Below are 20,978 nucleotides of genomic sequence, written 5' to 3'. Positions count from 1 at the left end.
TCATGATAAAATATGGTATGACTCGAAACGGCCAAGCAGTACCTGTCCTCTTGACCCTTTGTACTAATATACGAGCATAGGGGTTCAGTTTAGACCATAGAATTCCGTATACAGGGAATTCGGGCAGGAGGTTAACATGTTGGCCAAACCTAAAATCGGGTTAGCGTTAGGATCGGGAGGCGCCAGAGGACTTGCTCATCTCGGCGTGCTTTCCAGTTTACATAAGCACCAAATTGATGTGGATATGATTGCGGGGAGCAGTATGGGCGCTTTGGTCGGCAGCTTCTATGCCGCGGGGCATGACGTGGAAACGATGAAAAAAGTCGCCAAGGCTTTCAAACGGCGGCTCTATGCTGATTATACGGTACCGAAACTCGGTTTTTTGAGAGGTGACCGTGTCAGGCAGCTCGTGCATGCTTATACATTCGGCAAACCGATTGAGGAACTCAAAATCCCTCTTGGAATTGTCGCGTGTGATCTGCAGACAGGAGAAAAGATTGTTTTCCGCAAAGGATCAGTGTCAGATGCGGTTCGGGCAAGCATCAGCATACCAGGCATTTTTATTCCGCAGAAGCTGGACGGACGGCTTCTCGTAGACGGCGCGGTGGTCGACCGTATTCCGGTTTCTGTTGTAAAAGATATGGGGGCTGACATTATCATCGCTTCAGATGTCTCCAGGGTTCGGAAAACCGAAAAGGCGGCGCATATTTTTGATGTAATCATGCAAAGTATGGATATACTCCAAAATGAATTGGTGCGACATCAGACGATTGCCGCTGATATCATGATTCGCCCTTCTCTTGAAACATACAGCTCCAGCTCGTTTGCCAATATTGATGAAATGATATCGGCAGGCGAGGAGGCAACAAACCGAATGATCAGCCAGATAAAAAAAGAAATAGAGAATTGGGAGGGCTAATAACTTGCTACGTAAAAAACATTTCAGCTGGATGCTTGTCATCCTCATACTGATTGCCGTTGTATCATTTATAAAACTGCCATACTATATTACAAAACCGGGAGAAGCGACAGAGCTCGGCTCACTGATAAAAGTGGAGGGGGGCTACTCGGAAACAGGGAGTCTGTCCTTAATGACTGTCAAAGTGGGACCGGCTAATCCATTTACATACGCATGGGCTAAAATGCACCCCTATTATGAAATTGTTCCTGATGAAAGCATCAAGGAAGAAGGCGAATCAGATAAGGAATATATGAAACGGCAGCTGCAAATGATGAAAAGCTCACAAGAAAATGCCGTCATCGCCGCATATCAAAAAGCAGGAAAAAAAGTAAGCTATTCCTTTAACGGCATCTACGCAAGCTCAGTTGTCGAAAACATGCCGGCGAAAGGGAAAATAGAAGTCGGCGATAAAATCATCAGTGCGGACGGAAAAAACTATCAGTCTGCTGAAAAGCTGATCGATTATATCAGCAGCAAAAAAGCCGGGGATAAAGTAAAGTTAAAAATCGAAAGAGAAGAAAAAGATAAGACGGTCACCCTTGCGTTAAAACAATTTCCTGATGAGCCTGGCCGTGCCGGAATCGGGGTTTCGCTGTATACGGACAGAAACGTCAAGGTAAAGCCTGATATTGATTTCGAAATCGAAAATATCGGCGGCCCGTCAGCGGGATTAATGATGTCGCTTGAAATCTATAATCAGCTGACAAAAACAGATGAAACAAAAGGCTACGACATTGCAGGCACCGGAACGATTGATGTTGACGGGAAAGTCGGCCCGATCGGCGGCATTGACCAAAAAGTTGTTGCCGCAGACAAAGCCGGCAAAGACATTTTCTTCGCTCCGAATCAAAACGGCGCCAGCAATTCTGATTACAAAAATGCAGTAAAAACAGCGAAAGACATTGATTCGGACATGAAGATCGTGCCTGTTGATACGATGCAGGATGCGATTGATTATTTGAATAAGCTGAAAGCGAAAAGCACCTGATATGGGACTGACCCCATAAGATGAGACAAATAAAAAACACCTTCAAGTTTGAAAACGGATAGTTGTTATCCGAAATAAGACTTGGAGGTGTTTTTTGTATGGGAACAAGAATGAGTTATCCGATTGAAGTCAAACAGAAGGCTGTAGAAATGAGATTGGCAGGCGTGCCTATGAAAGAGATCATGCAGGAATTGAATATCAGGAATAAGACGCAGGTTCAAATATGGGTTAGATGGCATAAAGCTGGGGATACACATCGATTTGAACAGCCTGTTGGTAAGCAATACACTTACGGAAAAGGTCCAGAGTATTCTTCCGAATTAGAGAAACTGCAGGCAGAGAACCGTTATCTGAGACAACAAAATGAAGTTTTAAAAAAGTACAACGAATTGGAAAGGAAGTTGATAGCCAAACGTCAGTCGAACTTGTAGAAGTATTGCACGGCACAATGACCGTACAGAATATCTGTGTTCATTTAGGTATCTCACGAGCGTCTTATTATCGTTGGAAGAAGAACCTGATGAAAGATCATCCCAAGCGCCATTTGGAAAAACAAATCGGCACGTTGTGCCGAGAGCACAAGTATCGATATGAATATCGAAAAATTACAGCTATATTAAAAAAGGAAATGCGTATTAACCATAAAACGGTTCAGCGTATCATGCAAAAAAATCAGTGGCAGTGCCGGGTTAAGGTGAAAAAGCGCAAGAAGAATGGGCAGCCATATGCCGTGGTTGATAATATATTAGATCGGAACTTTCAGTCCGATCATCCTCTTGAAAAACTAGTAACGGATATCACGTATTTACCTTATGGACAGAAACAATTGTACCTTTCCAGTATATTGGATGTATACAATGGAGAAGTAATTGCTTTCACGATTGGAGATAAGCAGGACACAGACTTTGTCTTAAACACACTTGAGCAACTGCCAACACTGCCTCAGAACTGCGTGTTACATAGTGACCAAGGATCTGTGTATACATCTTATGAGTACCAGAAAGCTGTTAAAACAAAAGGCATTACCATGAGCATGTCCCGCAAAGGGATGCCCGCTGATAATGCCTCCATCGAATCGTTTCATTCCTCACTAAAGTCTGAAACGTTCTATCTTAACAGCATTAATCGAACCACGACCGCCATCGTAGAACGCACTGTCAAAGAATACATTTATTATTATAACAACATTCGTATTCAAACGAAACTAAACAGCCAATCACCGATAAGCTATCGGCAATTGGCTGTATAAAAGGTGTTTTGATCCCTGTCTCAAAAACGGGGGTCAGTCCCCCTATCCAGGTGCTTTTTTATATGCTCAAAAAACGGTGTTCATCCTCGTCATATCGTATTGGGGCATGTCCGTATTCTTGTAAATCAAACTCGGTTCTAAGGGGTTCTTCTATCGCAAGGCTGTAGATTCTGCTTGCTTTAATATCCAGATCGAGAGCAGGGTGGGAAAAGGAGGCCAGCTTGCTGACAAGCGGAACGGACAGCTCCTTTTTCTTTTCTGATAAAAAGGCCTGTCCTTTTTTCGTCATCCCAAGTAGTCTGATATAAGGCACCTCCTCGACATTGAGCAGACGGTGAATCTCCTGTTTTTTCGTTCTCGTTAAAATGTGTGTACTCATCCGCTGAAGCCTCGTCCACGTATATCGCTTTGTTTTCAGAAACTCCATAAATTCCTGATAGGAGCTGGCTTTTCTGATTGAACGGAGGATTCTGTTCTCCAGCCCTTCCTCAACCTCGTATATTTGCTGTAATTCTAAGGCTGTGAGAGTCGAAAGACTATATTTCAAGTAAGAAAAATAGCTTTCTGGTGTATGCCACAGCCCGAAAGACTTGCGGTAATTCGCTAATTCCCGTGCAGCTGCTGCGGGAAGAAACGTAACGCAGTCTTCAAAAGGCTTTTCAATCAGGGCTTTTCTGATGCTGGTTGCGCTGGCGATATGGCTGTCTTCATCAGGAAGGTCGGCATCATGATAATCCGAGGAGATTCTCGATGTCGTATAGGGTTTCATTTCATATCCGCCGGAAAGAATCGATTTCACATAATTGTACCCCAAAATATTGTTCGGCTTCGACATATCAAGTCCGTTTTCTGTATGTAAAATCGATTTGAAGGCGATAGCAGCAGCTGATGGATAACTGGCACCCTTTTTAAGCTCTTCTTTGATACATTGATCAAACGAATCTTTATGCTCATCCATTACCTTTGCGGTTTCTAAAAACGGCTCAATCTGTCCGTTCTCACTCCCGAAAAACAGTGCCTCGCATCCCAGTTTGTTCAAAGTGGAGACGCTGCCGTGTGCAAAAATCTCCGCTTTTTGCACCGCGTAAAGATAAGGCAGTTCGATTACGAGGTCGACTTCGCTTTGAAGCGCCATTTTTGTGCGGGCCCATTTGGATACAACCGCAGGCTCCCCGCGCTGCAGAAAATGTCCGCTCATCACCGCAACAGCCGTGTCACATCCGGTTTGCCGCTTGGCTGTTTGGGCATGATAAAGATGTCCGTTATGAAAGGGATTGTACTCAACCACCAATCCGACAGCTTTCATATTTTTTCCGCCTTTCTTGCTATGTTTAAAAACGTATGGTACATTTGCAATTGAAAACTCTTACGTCTTTTTTGATTTAAGTGTATGCATAGTATATTCAGCTGTCAACGATGCTTGGCTGGCAGCATTATGCTGTAAAGAAAAAATATTGACAAAAACATTCTTAAAAGCTATAATCATGTTTGTTGCTTTCCTGAGGTGATACAAATGAAATGGACGATTTATCAGTTGCATCAAATGAAAAAACCGAGTTTTGAGTTTGATGAGACAGTTGAGTTACATGAGCTGACAAAGCTGAATTCTGACATTCGCCGCATTTCTCCTGTAAGGGTGAAAGGCAGAGCGGATATCAAATCTAAGCAGGTTTCGTTTGATTTTACGATCTCGGGCGAAATGATTTTGCCATGCTCAAGAACACTCGTTGATGTTCCGTATCCATTTACAATTTCGACAAAAGAACTGTTTATATTTCATCAGACGGATGATATAGAAGATGATGACGTTCACACTGTTGAGGACGATACTATCGACTTAACTCCGATCGTGAAAGAAGAAATTCTTTTAGAAATCCCTATGCAAATCTTTTGTGAATCTGAACAAGAAAAAGGAGCTGCTCCTCAAGAAGGAAAGGACTGGCAAGTCATTTCAGAGGAAGACAAGAAGAACAAAGTCGATCCGAGACTTGCAGCCCTTGAAAAGCTCTTAAAACAAGATGATGAATCTTAACTCTTTAAGGAGGTGGGAATAATGGCTGTACCTTTTAGAAGAACTTCTAAAATGAAAAAAAGATTGCGCCGTACACATTTCAAACTTAATGTACCTGGTATGACAGAATGTCCGTCATGCGGAGAGATGAAATTGTCTCACCGTGTATGCAAAGCATGCGGATCATACAACGGCAAAGACATAAATGTAAAAAGTAACTAATAAGAAAAGCGCAGGGTGAAAACCCTGCGCTTTTTCTTTTTTTCTTCCTGTCAGCTTGCAGAAAATTTGTGAGTGCAAATAGTCTATCTAATCTATTACCGGCATATGTATGAGATAAATAAGCTGACATGGAGGGAGATTGATTTGACCATTACAAGACAAGATGCTTGGACACAGGATGAGGATTTGCTGCTGGCAGAAGTAGTGCTTCGTCATATTCGCGAGGGCGGAACACAGCTTTCTGCCTTTGAGGAGGTCGGAAGGGCACTGACCAGAACAGCCGCTGCCTGCGGATTCAGGTGGAACTCTTATGTGAGAAAGCAATATCAATCAGGCATAGAACTGGCAAAAAAACAGCGGAAAGAACTTAGGAAACAAATCGGGGTTCATTCCGTCAATATGCCGAATTCCGTCAAGCAGGCAGCCCCGGCAGCTTCAGAGGGGAAAAGAGATTTGTCCATTCAGGATGTGATTGAGTTTCTCGAACAGTTTAAAGAGGCGCCGTCCGCGCAAGAATTCCACTTTGAAAAGGAAAAAATGAAGGAGCAAATTCAGTCGCTGCAAAAAGAACTTGAGGATTTACGGAGTGAAAACCAAACATTGAGAAACCAGCTGGAGATGACAGAAGAGGACTACAAGGCACTGATCGATATTATGGATCGAGCCAGAAAAATGGTTGTTTCGAAGGAAGACGGGAGACTGAAAAAAACAGCTCAAGAAACGTAATGAACCCTCAAATGAACCGGCCCTAGAGTCATCAAAGGCCGGTTGTTTCATGTTTATGCTGATTCACCCGGTGTCATTTCACCATCCATATCCGGATGCCAGATGAGCGGGTTTTCCCCTTTGTCCCGCGCCATGTCATATTTGACTGGTTCAAAGTTCATTTTACTAAAAAACTCTGCTGATTTAATCCGAGAATTTGTTCGAATCGGCATTCTGAATGATTTGGCGAATTCAACCAATGCTGTACCGTAGCCCCTGTTTTGATAACCTGGAAGGACCTCAAGCTTCCAAAGCTCTAAGTAATCCTGATGTTGGTCGAAGTAAGGATTTGATTTGCCATTGACTTGATACAGACTCATTCGCGCTACCAGTTTATCCCCGAAATAAATCCCATAAAAAGGCGAAGTGCTGTCATTTTCAATGATATTATCTTGAAGATCTTCAAGCATTGAGAGCTCTTGTATACCGTATTCTTTGAATTTCTTGAATTCATCAAGCGTTTTATAGTTGACGAGCAGACGTTCTACTTTAATCAAACCAATCTCCCCCTTTGTTGTTCTCTACATATATTGTAAACGCTTTATTTAAAAAATCCAAATATTTAAACTTTAATTTAAGTGTTTTGAAATCTCTGTGAAGTATTTTTTTCATACTTCTGCTATGATAATACGTAAATGTTAAATTGGGTGTGACATCATGAAAATTGGAATTATCGGCGGGGGCTCCGTCGGTCTTTTATGTGCCTATTATTTATCTTTGGATCATGAGGTGACTGTTTTGACAAGGCGGGATGAACAGGCCGCAGCGATTCAATCGGAAGGGATTCAGCTTTATAAAGCCGGAAAAGCGTTCAATGCTCATTGCAGCGCGGGCACAGCTATTGATTCATGTTTTGACCTTCTTGTCGTGACAGTGAAACAGCATCAGCTTCAGACTGTTTTCCCGATGCTTGAACGAATCAAAAAAACAAATATTTTATTTTTGCAAAACGGTATGGACCATATACACGGCCTTAAAGACTGGGGTGCTGACCATTCCGTTTATGTTGGGGTTGTTGAGCACGGTGCTGTAAGGAAATCGGATACAGCCGTTGAACATACAGGCATTGGTGCGATAAAATGGAGCGCGTTCAAGCAAGCTGAACCAGATCTCCTGAACGCGGTGCTTCAGCATAACCATTCCGAATTCCCAATTCGCTATGAGATGGATTGGTATCGCCTGCTGACGGGCAAGCTGATCGTAAACGCCTGCATCAATCCGTTAACTGCGCTTCTGCGTGTGAAAAATGGAGAGCTGTTGACTGTGCCTGCTTATTTTTCTTATATGAAGCTCGTTTTTCAAGAGGCGTGCAGCATTTTGCGGCTGGAAGATGAAGAGGCGGCCTGGGAGCGTGTACGTGCAGTTTGTGAGCAAACGAAAGACAATCGCTCTTCCATGCTGGTCGATGTGGCCGCCGGACGGCAGACGGAGGCTGACGCCATCCTCGGATATTTGCTGAAAGAAGCACAGCTTCAAGGCCGCGACGCTGTTCACCTTGCGTTTTTACATGGCAGCATCAAAGCTTTGGAGCGAAACCCAAACAAAGTCTTTTGAGCTTTTCTGGTAACATGCTATACTCGTTTCGGATAACTAACTATTTATTGGAGAAAGGAAGTTCTAGAAGATGCAGCTAACTGAACTTTCCATCAAAAATCAGAATGTGTTTGTACAGCACTATATAGATGGTAAAGAAGAAATGTCTTCTTTTTTTGATTACAGCATTCATCATAAGGATATGTGGCAAGAAAGACTGAAAGATTTATCCTCGCGGGTTTTCGCAAGAGAGGAATTGACAGCCTATTTATCCTCTTATCACAACAAATTCGGCTCAAGCGCCATGCAGCATTCTATTGAGAAGCTGAAGGATCCGTCAAGTGTTGCTGTTGTCGGCGGACAGCAGGCAGGGCTTTTAACAGGACCGCTTTACACCATACATAAAATCATCTCAATTATTGTTTTAGCAAAGGAAAAGGAAGAACAGCTGCAAGTGCCTGTTGTACCGATCTTTTGGGTTGCCGGAGAAGACCATGATTTGGATGAAATTAATTTTGTCCACACGTTAGAAGAAAGCGGTCCGGTGAAGAAAAAGCTTCCGCAGTCTTACTGGAAAAAGTCATCTGCCGCCAACACACCGCTTGACCAAGAAAAATGCGCCGCATGGATAGACGACGTGTTTGCGGCTTTTGAAGAAACAGACCATACGAACACACTTCTAGAACATGTGAAACGATGTTTAAGGGAATCTGTTACGTTTACTGATTTCTTTGAACAGCTGATTGCGGATCTGTTTCAAGAGGAAGGCTTAGTATTGTTAAATTCCGGAGACCCGGGAATTAAAAAGCTGGAAACCGCCATGTTCCAAAAGATCCTCCGTGACAATGATGAACTTGCACACGCTGTTTCTAAACAGCAGGACTTCATGCGCGGAGCGGGCTACAAGCCGATTATCGAGTCTGGAAAAGAGCAGGCAAATCTGTTTTATGAATATGAAGAGGAACGCTTTTTAATTGAGAAGGACAACGGCCGCTTTGTGATTAAGGAGCTTGATCTGGCATGGTCGATGGATGAACTTTATACGCATATAGAAGAACATCCTGAACGCTTCAGCAATAATGTTGTAACCAGACCGTTAATGCAGGAATTTTTGATTCCTACCTTGGCATTTATCGCGGGCCCCGGTGAAATCAACTATTGGGGTGAGCTCAAACAGGCTTTTGCAGTGATGGGCTTTAAAATGCCTCCTGTTATGCCGAGGCTGAACATCACGATAGTCGAGCGCCATATTGAGAAAAAACTGGTTGAACGAAAGATATCATTACAAGAGGCGATAGAAGGCGGGACGGAAAACCAAAAAGAAAAATACTTTGAACACCAGATTCCGGAAGAGTTTACCGCGGTGATTGAGCAAGCGAAAAACCAGATTGAAGCGATTCATAAAACCGTCCGGCAGGAGGCGCTTAAGGTTGATCAGAGCATGGAGCCTTTGCTCCTGAAGAACGCGGCGTTTATTCAGGATCAGCTTCAGTTTTTAGAGCGTACAGTGACAAAACGAATTGAAGAAAAAGAAGGCTATGTCTTAAGGGATTATGAGAGAATCCAAAATAGCATTAAACCGCTGCTCGCACCGCAAGAGCGAATTTGGAATATCATGTATTATTTAAACAGGTACGGTCCAAAATTCTTCACATCATTCAAGAATCTGCCATTTTCTTTTCAAAATCAACATCAAGTTGTCAAACTTTGAAATAAAGTTTTAAAGAACCCTGAATAGTTCAGGGTTTTTTTTTATGTATAAACAGTGTAAAATGAAGTTGTGGAGAGAAGTGGTGGATAGTGGTGAGTTAAGGAGAGAAAGTGGGGCAAAAGATCATGTTTATGGGTGAATACCAGCATACAATCGATGCGAAAGGCCGCATGATCGTACCCGCTAAATTCAGAGAAGGCCTCGGTGAGCAGTTTGTGCTGACAAGAGGACTTGATCAATGTCTCTTCGGTTACCCTATGCACGAGTGGAAACAGATTGAAGAGAAATTAAAAGCTCTTCCTCTCACAAAAAAAGATGCCCGCGCATTTACCCGTTTTTTCTTTTCAGGTGCGACAGAATGCGAACTGGACAAGCAGGGCAGGGTGAATATCGCATCATCTCTATTGAATTACGCAAAACTGGAAAAAGAATGTGTTGTTATCGGGGTTTCGAATCGAATTGAATTGTGGAGTAAAGTAATTTGGGAACAATACACAGAAGAGCAAGAAGATTCATTCGCTGAAATTGCTGAAAACATGATTGGGTTTGATATATAATGAATCTTCGTGTATAACACTCTAAAAACAATTTCAATTCATCCTGATAAAAGGTGGGACCAACACAAATGTTTCAACACAAGACAGTACTTCTTCGTGAAACCGTTGACGGCCTAAATATTAAACCGGACGGTACATATGTAGACTGCACACTCGGCGGAGCTGGGCACAGTACATATTTATTACAGCAGTTATCAGAGAAAGGGCGTTTAATCGCTTTTGACCAAGATGACACGGCATTACAGCATGCAGAAGAAGCGTTGTCCGATTATCAAGGACAGCTTATTCTGATTAAAAGCAACTTTAGGTATTTAAAAGAATGTTTACATGAACACGGCATTACTGAAGTAGACGGTATTTTATTTGATTTAGGGGTGTCTTCCCCGCAGCTGGATACACCGGAAAGAGGATTCAGTTACCATCATGACGCACCTTTGGACATGAGGATGGACCAGTCGGCCACGCTTACGGCGAAAGAGGTCGTAAATGAGTGGCGCTATGAGGATCTTGTCCGTATTTTCTTTAAATACGGTGAAGAGAAGTTCAGCAAACAGATCGCCAGAAAAATTGAGGAGGCAAGAAGCAAATCTCCTATTCAAACTACGGGCCAACTGGTCGATCTAATAAAAGACGCGATTCCCGCTCCGGCCAGAAGGAGCGGAGGACATCCCGCAAAACGCGTGTTTCAGGCAATCAGAATTGCTGTGAACGATGAACTGAAGGTTTTTGAAGAGGCTTTGGAGCAAGCAATTGACGTGTTAAAGCCGGGGGGCAGGGTATCAGTGATTACCTTCCACTCACTTGAGGACAGAATTTGTAAATCTACGTTTAAAGAGAAGTCGTCACTTCCGGAACTTCCTCCGGGTCTTCCTGTTATACCGGAAGAGTTTGAACCGGAGCTCAAGCTTATCACAAGAAAACCGATCACGGCATCTGAAGAAGAGTTGGCAGAAAACAATCGTGCTCGTTCTGCGAAGCTTCGAATTGCTGAAAAAAGAAAATAACAATACGCGAACGCAAACTTAAAAGGAGGTCATCAGCCTATGAGCAATTTAGCTTATCAACCAGAGAAACAGCAACGGCATGCGATCAGTCCTGAGAAAAAAGTGATTGTCAAGAAAAGGGCTTCCATTACACTCGGAGAAAAGGTGCTTCTCGTCCTCTTCGCTGCGGCAGTGCTGAGCGTATCGCTTTTGATCGTATCGAAGGCATATGCGGCTTACCAAACAAATATAGAGGTGCAAAAGCTTGAAGAGCAAATTTCTTCCGAAAACAAGCAGATTGGTGACCTCGAAAAAAGCGTTGCTGATTTAAGCAAGCCGCAGCGCATTATGGATATTGCGAAAAAGAACGGCTTGAATTTAAAAGATAAAAAAGTGAAAAACATACAGGAATGATTCAAATGCCAAAAAAGAATAAATTTATGAACAGAGGAGCAGCGATTCTAAGTATTTGTTTCGCTCTCTTTTTCTTTGTCATCCTTGGGAGAATGGCATATATTCAAATAACCGGAAAAGCCGACGGTGAAGTGCTTGCGACAAAAGCGACAGAGCAGCATGAAAAGAAACGGACAATCGAAGCGAGCCGGGGCTCCATTTTAGACAGAAATGGAAAAGTGATTGCTGAGGATACAGCTACGTATAAGCTGATCGCTGTTCTTGATGAAAAAATGACAACTGACAAAAAGCATCCGCAGCATGTCCAGAACAAGGAAAAAACAGCGGAAGAACTGTCTAAAGTGATAGATTTGGACAAGGCTGAAATCCTTGATATCTTAAATAAGAAGGGTGCAAAACAAGTTGAGTTCGGATCAGCAGGCCGGGATATTACCTATTCCCAAAAACAGAAAATCGAAAAGCTGAAACTTCCGGGAATTTCATTTTTGCGTGATACAAAGCGGTACTATCCGAACGGCATATTTGCGTCCAACTTAATCGGCTATGCCGAGGTTGACCAAAAAACAAATGAAATTACGGGCGCGATGGGCTTAGAAAAAGTGCTGGATCAGTATTTGAAGGAGCGGGACGGATACGTAACATATGAAAGTGACAAATCCGGCTGGGAGCTCCCGAACAGCAAAAATAAAATTACAGCGCCAAAAAATGGTGACAATGTATATTTAACCATTGATCAGAAAATTCAAACCTTTTTAGAAGACAGTATGACAAAAGTGGCGGAAAAGTATAAACCGAAAAAAGTCATGGCCGCAGTTGTTGATCCGAAAACGGGCAAAGTGTTAGCAATGGGTCAGCGTCCAAGTTTTGACCCGAATACGCGTGATGTGACGAATTACTATAACGATTTGATTTCATATGCGTATGAGCCCGGGTCAACGATGAAGATTTTCACACTCGCTGCTGCCATACAGGAGAATGTGTATAACGGCAATGAAAAGTACAAGTCCGGAACATATATAGTTGGCGGAGAACCTGTAAGGGACCATAATGATGGTGTAGGCTGGGGGCCAACAACATATCATGACGGTGTTGTAAGGTCTTCAAATGTTGCTTTTGCCAAACTGGCTAATGAAAAATTGGGCTATTCCCGGTTTAATGAGTATCTTCATAAGTTCAATTTCTATCAAAAAACAGGCATTGACTTGCCGGGTGAAGCATCAAGTAAAATCAATTTTAAATATGAATTTGACAAAGCATCGACTGCATATGGCCAAGCCTCTGCTGTTACACCAATTCAACAGCTGCAGGCTGCAACTGCGATAGCAAATGACGGTAAAATGATGAAACCCTATGTCATAGACCATATTGTTGACCCTGACAAGAAAAAAACCATTTATCAAAATAAACCTCAGTCCGCCGGTACCCCAATTTCTGCGGATACCGCTAAAAAGGTTCGTAATATTTTAGGTGATGTCGTTACCTCTGATATTGGTACTGGACAGCCATATAAAATTGAAGGTTTTGATGTGGCTGTTAAAACCGGAACAGCGCAAATTGCCGGACAGAACGGTTATCTATCTGGACGCGATAATTACGTATTTTCCGTAATGGGAATGGCGCCTAAAGATGATCCTGAGCTGCTGATCTATGTTGCAGTGCAGCAGCCGCAATTAGAAAATGATGAAACAGGTTCTAATCCAGTATCTGAAATCTTCAACCCAACAATGAAAAACAGCCTGCACTACCTGAACATTGAACCGACTGAAACGTCTGATTCAAATAAGGAAGAAACGAAAGCGCAGGCGATGCCTGACTTAACAGATCAAACTGTAACAGGTGCTCAAAAGAAAGCGAAAGACGAAAACCTCACACCGATTGTGATCGGAAGTGATATTGCAGTAAAAGAGCAATATCCAAAAGCGGGTGAGGAAGTTTTGACCAATCAGAAGGTTTTCCTGAAAACGGGGGGCAAAATTAAAATGCCTGATATGACAGGCTGGTCGAGAAGAGAGGTTCTTCAATACGGCGATTTGGCAGGAATTCATATTGAAGTGAGCGGACAAGGTTACGCTGTGAGCCAAAGCGTTAAGAAGGACAAAGAAATAAAAGACGGAACTGTGATTAAGGTGAAGTTTAAGAATCCTGATTAAATAGAAAGAAAGCTTACCCCGTCGGGTGAGCTTTCTTTTTTTATATCTCCAAAGAGGAGCACCGTTCTACCTGTCCATACGCAGGCATAAAATGAAACAAGCCTAAATAAGGAGTGAACGGTGCCTTGCGCGTCTCGAATGTAACGGTTAGAAAACGTTTATTATTTGTTTTGCTTTTTGGAGTGATCGTATTTCTGATCATTGATACAAGGCTGGGGTATGTTCAGTTTGTCATGGGAGAGAAACTGACTTCTCTGGCGAAGGATTCTTGGAGCCGGAACCTGCCGTTTGAGCCGGAACGGGGAGAGATCCTTGATCGGAACGGCGTTAAGCTTGCCACAAATAAAAGTGCACCGACCGTATTTGTCGTGCCGCGCCAAGTCCAGAATCCGCTGAAAACGAGCAAACAGCTGGCTGCGGTATTAAATATGTCTGAAGAAAAAGTATATAAGCACGTTACGAAAAAAGCATCGATAGAAAAGATTACGCCAGAAGGGAGAAAAATTTCAAATGAGAAGGCAAAAGAAATCAAAGCGCTCGATTTAAAAGGGGTGTATGTAGCGGAGGATAGTATCCGCCATTATCCGTTCGGCAGCTTTTTATCTCATGTGCTTGGGTTTGCCGGTATTGATAACCAAGGACTTCTTGGGCTTGAAGCCTATTATGATGATGATTTAAAAGGAGAAAAAGGCTCTGTTAAGTTTTATACAGATGCCAAAGGGAAGAAAATGCCCGATGAAGCGGATGACTACACGCCTCCTAAGGATGGACTCGATATGAAGCTGACTGTGGATTCGAAGGTGCAAACCATAATGGAACGAGAGCTTGATAATGCTGAAGCTAAATATCATCCAGACGGTATGATTGCAGTCGCAATGAATCCGAAAAACGGAGAAATACTTGGAATGGCAAGCAGACCTGACTTTGATCCGGCTGATTACCAATCTGTTGACCCGTCCGTTTACAATCGGAATCTCCCTGTATGGAGCACATACGAGCCGGGTTCTACCTTTAAGATTATTACACTTGCGGCGGCTCTGGAGGAGCAGAAAGTCAACCTGAAACGTGACCAATTTTATGATAAAGGGCATGCAGAAGTAGACGGAGCAAGACTGCGCTGTTGGAAAAGGGGCGGCCACGGGCTGCAAACGTACCTTGAAGTTGTGCAAAACTCCTGTAACCCCGGCTTCGTTGAATTGGGCGAGAGATTGGGCAAAGAAAAGCTATTCAAATATATAAAAGGCTTTGGATTTGGCCAAAAAACCGGGATTGACCTGCAGGGGGAAGGAACAGGGATTTTATTTCCGCTTGACAGAGTAGGCCCGGTTGAGCAAGCGACAACCGCCTTCGGACAGGGAGTATCCGTCACGCCGATTCAGCAGGTTGCAGCCGTTTCTGCCGCTGTTAACGGCGGCACGCTCTACACACCTTATATAGCAAAAGAGTGGCTTGATCCGGTCACCAAAAAAACTGTCAAAAAACAATCGCCAATCGCCAAGAAACAAGTCATTTCTAAGGAAACATCAAAACAAATCCGCTATGCTTTAGAAAGCGTCGTTGCAGAAGGCACCGGACGCAATGCGTTTGTCGAAGGCTATCGTGTCGGCGGAAAAACAGGAACAGCACAAAAGGTTAAAGATGGAAAATACCTCGAAAACAACCACATTGTATCATTTATCGGTTTCGCTCCGGCTGACGACCCGAGTCTTGTCGTCTATGTCGCGGTGGATAACCCGAAAGGCACGATTCAGTTTGGCGGAACCGTTGCAGCGCCTATTGTGGGAAGTATTATGAGAGACAGCCTACCGGAGCTTGGTGTTAAGCCTAGGAAAAATCAAATCGAAAAAAAATACCAATGGAACGACACAAAAACAATAGAAGTTCCGAATGTTGTAGGGATGTCTGTCTCAGATCTTGAGTCACTCTTGGTGAATCTGAATATAGATGCTTCCGGAAAAGGAAGCAAAATCGTCAAACAATCACCAGCTGCAGGAACAAAAGTAAAAGAGGGCTCTAAGATACGTGTTTATTTGACTGAAGAAGATGAAAAGGAGGCAGCCGATTGATTCGGGCTGCCTATTATTTTATTGCAGAAAAATGCTGATATCTTTCAAGATTAGCTGGATGTATCCTTTTTTTTACGCTAAAATATGAACTGTATGCTTAAAAGTCATTATCACATCATTTGATGTGACTTCAATGATAAAAAGAACGAATAGAATGTTGAGAGGTTTGATACGATGAAACTTACAAAGCTGCTTACATACTTAACAACCGAACCTTCTGTAAATGACTCACAAGACCCTGAAATAACTTCAATTGAGATGGACTCCAGGGAAGTAAAGAAAGGGAGTCTTTTTGTATGTGTAAAAGGGTATACGGTAGATGGCCATGATTTTGCGCAAAAAGCAGTTGAAAACGGCGCAGCGGCTATTGTGGCTGAAAAGGAGCTCGATGTGGATGTGCCTGTCATCATTGTCCGGCAGTCACTGCGGGCGCTCAGCGTTTTGTCTGATGCGTTTTACGGACAGCCGACAAAGAAACTGCAGCTGATCGGAATAACGGGCACAAACGGAAAAACATCAACGACCCATATGGTTGATGAGATTCTCAAAAAAGCGGGGAAACGAACAGGCTTAATCGGCACGATGTACATTAAAATCGATGACGAAACACTTCCTGTTAAAAACACGACACCGGAAAGCGTCACGTTGCAGCAAACATTTAAAAAAATGAATGACAAGCATGTCGACACGGCCATCATGGAGGTTTCTTCTCACGCTTTGTCACTGGGACGGGTTCACGGCTGTGATTATGACATTGCCGTGTTTACGAACTTAACACAGGATCACCTTGACTATCACAAAACGATGGATGAGTACCGACAGGCAAAAAGCCTGCTGTTTTCTCAGCTTGGCGGGGCATTCAACCATGAAAATCCAAAACGGGCTGTTTTAAACGCGGATGATGAGGCAAGCGCTTATTTTGAAAAGGTGACTGCGGCACATATTTCTACATATGGAATTAAAAACAATGCTGATGTAATGGCGAAAGATATCAAAACTACTGCACAGGGCACAAGTTTTGAACTGGTGACGAACAAAGGCACTAAGCACATCACGATGTCGCTCGTTGGACAGTTTAACGTGTATAACGTGCTCGCGGCTGTTACGACATGTATTGCGGCAGGCATTCCGTTTGAAACCATCACAGAAGCCGTGGAAGAATTGCATGGCGTAAGAGGCCGTTTTGAACTGGTTAATCAGCAGCAGGAATTTCCGGTTATTGTTGATTACGCGCATACGCCGGACAGCCTTGAAAACGTGCTGAAGACATGCAAAGACATGGCGGAAGGAAAGCTTTTTGTTGTTGTCGGCTGCGGCGGAGACAGAGATAAGACGAAACGCCCGAAAATGGCGAAAATCGCTGTTGAGCTGGCTGACGAACCGATTTTCACGTCAGATAATCCAAGAAGCGAAGATCCGCGTGCCATTTTAAGAGATATGGAAGCAGGGGTAGAGAACGAATACTACCACAGCATTGCAAATCGCGAGCAGGCGATCTTCTTTGCCATTGCCAACGCCAAAAAAGGCGACGTTGTCCTCATTGCCGGGAAAGGCCATGAAACCTATCAGCAGATTGGGAACGAAACCTTTGACTTTGACGATGCCGAAGTGGCGGCAAGAGCGATTGTCGAACTGAATAAAAATAAGACGAATTCATAGGAAAGAGATGTTATTGAATGATGGAGCTTGAAAAGATTTTTCATATGGAAAAAAAACATGAATATGATAACTACGTATGTCGTTTGAAAGAAACAGGAGGAGAAAAGGACAATGCTTGAGCAAGTCATTCTGTTTACAATTTTAATGGGTTTTTTAATCAGTGTTCTGCTCTCTCCGATTCTTATTCCGTTTTTAAGAAGATTAAAATTCGGCCAGAGTATTAGAGAAGAAGGACCGAAATCACACCAGAAAAAATCAGGGACACCGACAATGGGCGGAGTCATGATCATACTGTCTATCATTGTGACAACTATTGTGATGACACAGAAGTTTTCAGAAATAAGTCCGGAAATGTTCCTGCTGCTGTTTGTCACGATCGGTTACGGTTTACTCGGCTTTTTGGATGATTACATCAAAGTCGTAATGAAACGAAATCTTGGTCTGACGTCAAAGCAAAAACTGATCGGACAAATTATCATCGCAATTGTGTTTTATGCGGTGTATCATTACTACAATTTTGCGACGGATATCCGCATTCCTGGGACTGATCTGTCATTTGATCTTGGATGGGCTTACTTTATCCTTGTGCTATTTATGCTTGTCGGCGGATCAAACGCCGTCAACCTGACTGACGGTCTTGACGGTTTATTATCAGGGACGGCAGCTATTGCTTTTGGCGCCTTTGCCATCCTGGCTTGGAATCAATCCCAATATGATGTTGCTATTTTCTCAGTCGCGGTTGTCGGAGCGGTGCTGGGCTTCCTGGTATTCAATGCGCATCCAGCCAAAGTGTTTATGGGAGATACAGGATCACTTGCATTGGGAGGAGCAATCGTCACCATTGCCATTTTAACGAAATTAGAAATCCTGCTGGTCATTATCGGCGGTGTATTCGTCATTGAGACATTATCCGTTATTCTGCAGGTCATCAGCTTTAAAACGACAGGTAAACGAATCTTTAAAATGAGTCCGCTTCACCACCATTATGAGCTTGTCGGGTGGTCTGAATGGAGAGTTGTTGTAACATTTTGGGCTGCGGGACTTTTGCTTGCCGTATTAGGAATTTACATCGAGGTGTGGTTATAAGTGGAAAACGATCTATTTTTGCAAAATCAGCATTTTTTAGTCCTTGGGCTCGCGAAAAGCGGGTTTGCGGCGGCGTCTATTCTTCATGAAAAAGGTGTTTATGTTACAGTCAACGACCAAAAGCCTTTTGATGAGAACGAACCAGCCCAGAAACTTTCTGAAAAAGGGGTCGAAGTTGTCTGCGGAGAGCACCCTGTTTCTCTGTTCGATCAGCATCAGATTACTGTACTGATCAAAAACCCGGGAATTCCATATGAAAATATTATGGTTCAGGAAGCAGAAAAAAGAGGCATCCCGATTTGGACAGAAATTGAGCTTGCCTACCATCTGACTAATGCCAAATTTATCGGGATTACCGGATCGAATGGAAAAACGACAACGACAACGCTGATTTATGAAATGCTGAAGGCAGACTCTCAAAAGGCGCTGATCGCCGGAAACATCGGTACAGTCGCAAGTGAGGTTGCCTATCACGCTGATGGAGATGAATGGATCGTAACGGAACTTTCGTCATTTCAGCTGATGGGAACGCACGACTTCAGGCCTGAAATCAGCCTGATTTTAAACGTGTTTGATGCCCATCTGGATTATCATCATACGAGAGAAAACTATGAAAAAGCGAAACAGAAAGTGTATCTGCATCAGAAAGCTTCAGATAAAGCAATTGTCAATCAGGATGATGAAACAGTCGTGCGCCTGGCTGAAGCCGGAGAAGCCGGAATTGTTCCTTTTTCAGTACGCAAACAGCTTGAACACGGCGCTTATGTAAAAGACGGCATGATTATGTACAGCGGCGAAGCTATTCTTCCTCTGGAAGAGGTTGTGCTGCCAGGTGCGCATAATCTGGAGAACATTTTAGCCGCGATTGCGGCAGTGAAAACGGCTGGAGCGTCCAACGAGGCCATCAAAAAAGTGCTGACAAGCTTTACCGGCGTCAAGCACCGTCTCCAGTATGTCACAACGGTGAAGAACCGTAAGTTTTATAATGACAGCAAAGCAACAAACGTTTTGGCGACAAGCAAGGCGCTTTCGGCTTTTGAAAAACCAGTCATCCTGCTTGCAGGCGGACTGGATCGCGGAAACGGCTTTGACGACTTAAAGCCTTACATGAAGCATGTCAAAGCGGTGCTTACATTCGGACAGACAGCACCGAAACTCGAACAGCTCGGAAATGAGCTGGGAATACAACATGTCAAACGTGTCGATAATGTTGAACAAGCAGTATCTGCGGCGTTTGCGCTCTCAAATGAAGGAGATGTCATTCTGCTCTCACCTGCGTGTGCGAGCTGGGATCAATTCAAAACATTTGAAGAACGCGGTGACATGTTTATAGACGCCGTGCATATGCTTAAGTAAGGGCTTGTCTTGGAGAAATCGGCAGCCCTAATGACTTTAAGCTTGGGGTGTCGATTGATTTGACTACTAAAAAAACATCGCCTGATTTGTTATTGGTCATCATTACGTTATTATTATTAACAATTGGATTAATTATGGTGTACAGTGCGAGTGCGGTATGGGCGGATTATAAATTTGACGACTCATTCTTTTTCGCGAAACGGCAGCTGCTGTTTGCGGGCATCGGAGTTATTGCCATGTTCTTTATTATGAATGTTGATTATTGGACATGGCGGACATGGTCTAAATTGCTGATGGTTATCTGTTTTTTCTTGCTGGTGCTTGTTTTAATACCAGGCGTAGGCATGGTGCGGAACGGCTCAAGAAGCTGGATCGGAGTCGGCGCATTCAGCATACAGCCTTCAGAGTTTATGAAGCTTGCGATGATAGCATTCCTTGCTAAATTTCTCTCTGAAAAGCAAAAAAACATTACATCATTCAGACGTGGATTTGTCCCGGCGCTCGGCATCGTGTTTTCCGCATTTTTGATTATTATGTGCCAGCCTGATCTCGGAACAGGAACGGTAATGGTCGGTACTTGTATTGTCATGATTTTTGTAGCCGGTGCGCGAATCGCCCATTTCGTCTTTCTCGGGCTGATCGGCCTGAGCGGATTTGTCGGGCTCGTACTGTCGGCTCCATACCGGATTAAACGGATTACCTCTTACTTAAATCCATGGGAAGATCCGCTCGGCAGCGGCTTTCAAATCATTCAATCGCTATATGCGGTAGGGCCTGGGGGATTGTTCGGAATGGGGCTTGGCCAAAGCAGACAGAAATTCTTTTATCTGCCTGAGCCGCAAACGGACTTTATTTTCGCCATCTTGTCAGAGGAGCTTGGATTTATCGGCGGATCGCTTATTTTGCTTCTGTTCAGCGTGTTGCTGTGGAGAGGAATCAGGATCGCGCTCGGTGCACCAGATCTATATGGCAGCTTTGTGGCTGTGGGGATTATTTCAATGATCGCGATCCAAGTTATGATCAATATCGGCGTTGTGACGGGCCTTATTCCGGTAACTGGCATCACGCTGCCGTTTCTAAGCTACGGAGGTTCATCATTGACTCTGATGCTGATGGCTGTGGGTGTGCTGCTGAACGTGAGCCGGTACTCGAGGTATTAATGAATGTTATTAGTAAAGCGATCCTATGAAACAGGAAGCTGGGAAACAATTGAAGCGATAACCCTGTCCATAAAAACAGGGTTATCGTTATGTTATAGAGAAACTGA

Annotated in this window: 19 protein-coding genes and 1 pseudogene; 17 read left to right on the top strand and 3 right to left on the bottom strand. The window is 43.5% G+C overall.

The genetic code is table 11. From position 1 onward, the window contains the following. The first annotated feature begins 139 nt into the window (after window positions 1-139). From ACQVGS_RS14020 to ACQVGS_RS14010, 3 genes are all read left to right on the top strand, one after another. Window positions 140-919, top strand: coding sequence for a patatin-like phospholipase family protein (locus tag ACQVGS_RS14020; RefSeq protein ID WP_024121297.1), 780 nt, complete (start codon window positions 140-142; stop codon window positions 917-919). Between the two features lie 4 nt (window positions 920-923). After that, on the top strand, window positions 924-1,949 hold the full coding sequence (gene ddcP, locus ACQVGS_RS14015; protein ID WP_151174999.1) for a protease DdcP: 1,026 nt from the start codon (window positions 924-926) through the stop codon (window positions 1,947-1,949). A 98-nt stretch (window positions 1,950-2,047) separates the two neighbouring features. Beyond that, a protein-coding gene (locus tag ACQVGS_RS14010) for an IS3 family transposase (protein ID WP_151175000.1) occupies window positions 2,048-3,198 on the top strand; the annotation gives its coding sequence in 2 pieces (ribosomal slippage) (window positions 2,048-2,321 and window positions 2,321-3,198; 1,152 coding nt in all). 58 nt (window positions 3,199-3,256) lie between these two features. Here the strand turns inward: ACQVGS_RS14010 and ACQVGS_RS14005 are convergent. Continuing rightward, window positions 3,257-4,504: a nucleotidyltransferase gene (locus ACQVGS_RS14005; RefSeq protein WP_151175001.1), complete on the bottom strand. Its 1,248-nt coding sequence runs from the start codon at window positions 4,502-4,504 to the stop codon at window positions 3,257-3,259. Next, a pseudogene (locus tag ACQVGS_RS14000) lies at window positions 4,501-4,684 on the bottom strand (hypothetical protein). Before ACQVGS_RS14000 ends, ACQVGS_RS14005 begins: the two are co-directional and overlap by 4 nt. Window positions 4,685-4,711: 27 nt before the next feature. Here ACQVGS_RS14000 and ACQVGS_RS13995 point away from each other — a divergent pair. From ACQVGS_RS13995 to gerR, 3 genes are all read left to right on the top strand, one after another. Further along, window positions 4,712-5,230, top strand: coding sequence for a YceD family protein (locus ACQVGS_RS13995; protein WP_024121301.1), 519 nt, complete (start codon window positions 4,712-4,714; stop codon window positions 5,228-5,230). Between the two features lie 21 nt (window positions 5,231-5,251). After that, window positions 5,252-5,431 carry a 50S ribosomal protein L32 gene (rpmF, locus tag ACQVGS_RS13990; RefSeq protein ID WP_003154457.1) on the top strand — a complete coding sequence of 60 codons (180 nt, stop codon included), beginning with the start codon at window positions 5,252-5,254 and terminating at the stop codon, window positions 5,429-5,431. 144 nt (window positions 5,432-5,575) lie between these two features. Further along, window positions 5,576-6,157, top strand: a complete 582-nt coding sequence (gene gerR / locus ACQVGS_RS13985; RefSeq protein ID WP_106020655.1) for a sporulation-specific transcriptional regulator GerR — start codon at window positions 5,576-5,578, stop codon at window positions 6,155-6,157. A 53-nt stretch (window positions 6,158-6,210) separates the two neighbouring features. Here the strand turns inward: gerR and ACQVGS_RS13980 are convergent, their stop codons facing one another. Then, complete coding sequence (locus ACQVGS_RS13980) at window positions 6,211-6,693, bottom strand: N-acetyltransferase (protein WP_127695293.1); 483 nt, start codon at window positions 6,691-6,693, stop codon at window positions 6,211-6,213. 160 nt (window positions 6,694-6,853) lie between these two features. Between ACQVGS_RS13980 and ACQVGS_RS13975 the strand changes: the two genes are divergently transcribed. The 11 genes from ACQVGS_RS13975 to spoVE all read left to right on the top strand — a co-directional run bounded on the left by ACQVGS_RS13975 (window position 6,854) and on the right by spoVE (window position 20,871). Then, on the top strand, window positions 6,854-7,750 hold the full coding sequence (locus ACQVGS_RS13975) for a 2-dehydropantoate 2-reductase (protein ID WP_106020656.1): 897 nt from the start codon (window positions 6,854-6,856) through the stop codon (window positions 7,748-7,750). A gap of 70 nt (window positions 7,751-7,820) precedes the next feature. After that, window positions 7,821-9,440 carry a bacillithiol biosynthesis cysteine-adding enzyme BshC gene (bshC, locus tag ACQVGS_RS13970; protein ID WP_106020657.1) on the top strand — a complete coding sequence of 540 codons (1,620 nt, stop codon included), beginning with the start codon at window positions 7,821-7,823 and terminating at the stop codon, window positions 9,438-9,440. Between the two features lie 125 nt (window positions 9,441-9,565). Further along, complete coding sequence (mraZ, locus tag ACQVGS_RS13965; RefSeq protein ID WP_003221402.1) at window positions 9,566-9,997, top strand: division/cell wall cluster transcriptional repressor MraZ; 432 nt, start codon at window positions 9,566-9,568, stop codon at window positions 9,995-9,997. A gap of 68 nt (window positions 9,998-10,065) precedes the next feature. Then, on the top strand, window positions 10,066-11,001 hold the full coding sequence (gene rsmH, locus ACQVGS_RS13960) for a 16S rRNA (cytosine(1402)-N(4))-methyltransferase RsmH (protein WP_044155985.1): 936 nt from the start codon (window positions 10,066-10,068) through the stop codon (window positions 10,999-11,001). A 39-nt stretch (window positions 11,002-11,040) separates the two neighbouring features. After that, a complete protein-coding gene (ftsL, locus tag ACQVGS_RS13955) occupies window positions 11,041-11,394 on the top strand; it encodes a cell division protein FtsL (RefSeq protein WP_003232200.1) in 354 nt (117 codons plus the stop codon). Between the two features lie 5 nt (window positions 11,395-11,399). Continuing rightward, the gene (gene pbpB / locus ACQVGS_RS13950) at window positions 11,400-13,544 is read left to right on the top strand and encodes a penicillin-binding protein 2B (RefSeq protein ID WP_440152992.1); all 2,145 of its coding nucleotides are present in this window, start codon (window positions 11,400-11,402) and stop codon (window positions 13,542-13,544) included. Window positions 13,545-13,669: 125 nt separating this feature from the next. Beyond that, on the top strand, window positions 13,670-15,610 hold the full coding sequence (locus tag ACQVGS_RS13945) for a stage V sporulation protein D (RefSeq protein ID WP_024121311.1): 1,941 nt from the start codon (window positions 13,670-13,672) through the stop codon (window positions 15,608-15,610). A gap of 174 nt (window positions 15,611-15,784) precedes the next feature. After that, complete coding sequence (locus tag ACQVGS_RS13940) at window positions 15,785-17,269, top strand: UDP-N-acetylmuramoyl-L-alanyl-D-glutamate--2,6-diaminopimelate ligase (RefSeq protein WP_151175002.1); 1,485 nt, start codon at window positions 15,785-15,787, stop codon at window positions 17,267-17,269. A gap of 111 nt (window positions 17,270-17,380) precedes the next feature. Continuing rightward, window positions 17,381-18,355, top strand: coding sequence for a phospho-N-acetylmuramoyl-pentapeptide-transferase (gene mraY, locus ACQVGS_RS13935; RefSeq protein WP_024121314.1), 975 nt, complete (start codon window positions 17,381-17,383; stop codon window positions 18,353-18,355). After that, the gene (gene murD, locus ACQVGS_RS13930; protein ID WP_059292826.1) at window positions 18,356-19,711 is read left to right on the top strand and encodes a UDP-N-acetylmuramoyl-L-alanine--D-glutamate ligase; all 1,356 of its coding nucleotides are present in this window, start codon (window positions 18,356-18,358) and stop codon (window positions 19,709-19,711) included. A gap of 59 nt (window positions 19,712-19,770) precedes the next feature. Next, on the top strand, window positions 19,771-20,871 hold the full coding sequence (gene spoVE, locus ACQVGS_RS13925) for a stage V sporulation protein E (protein ID WP_003221421.1): 1,101 nt from the start codon (window positions 19,771-19,773) through the stop codon (window positions 20,869-20,871). Window positions 20,872-20,978: the final 107 nt, after the last annotated feature.

The sequence above is a fragment of the Bacillus sp. SD127 genome (assembly GCF_058566445.1).
This window is presented reverse-complemented; position numbering and strand designations above follow the sequence as displayed.

What these genes read in the sequence shown, in the direction of transcription:
- bshC (WP_106020657.1), top strand. Translation starts at nt 7,821, where the DNA reads ATGCAGCTAACTGAACTTTCCATCAAAAATCAGAATGTGTTTGTACAG.
- ACQVGS_RS13975 (WP_106020656.1), top strand. Translation starts at nt 6,854, where the DNA reads ATGAAAATTGGAATTATCGGCGGGGGCTCCGTCGGTCTTTTATGTGCC.
- pbpB (WP_440152992.1), top strand. Translation starts at nt 11,400, where the DNA reads ATGCCAAAAAAGAATAAATTTATGAACAGAGGAGCAGCGATTCTAAGT.
- mraY (WP_024121314.1), top strand. Translation starts at nt 17,381, where the DNA reads ATGCTTGAGCAAGTCATTCTGTTTACAATTTTAATGGGTTTTTTAATC.
- ACQVGS_RS13940 (WP_151175002.1), top strand. Translation starts at nt 15,785, where the DNA reads ATGAAACTTACAAAGCTGCTTACATACTTAACAACCGAACCTTCTGTA.
- mraZ (WP_003221402.1), top strand. Translation starts at nt 9,566, where the DNA reads ATGTTTATGGGTGAATACCAGCATACAATCGATGCGAAAGGCCGCATG.
- ACQVGS_RS14005 (WP_151175001.1), bottom strand. Translation starts at nt 4,504, where the DNA reads ATGAAAGCTGTCGGATTGGTGGTTGAGTACAATCCCTTTCATAACGGA.
- rpmF (WP_003154457.1), top strand. Translation starts at nt 5,252, where the DNA reads ATGGCTGTACCTTTTAGAAGAACTTCTAAAATGAAAAAAAGATTGCGC.
- rsmH (WP_044155985.1), top strand. Translation starts at nt 10,066, where the DNA reads ATGTTTCAACACAAGACAGTACTTCTTCGTGAAACCGTTGACGGCCTA.
- ftsL (WP_003232200.1), top strand. Translation starts at nt 11,041, where the DNA reads ATGAGCAATTTAGCTTATCAACCAGAGAAACAGCAACGGCATGCGATC.
- ACQVGS_RS13995 (WP_024121301.1), top strand. Translation starts at nt 4,712, where the DNA reads ATGAAATGGACGATTTATCAGTTGCATCAAATGAAAAAACCGAGTTTT.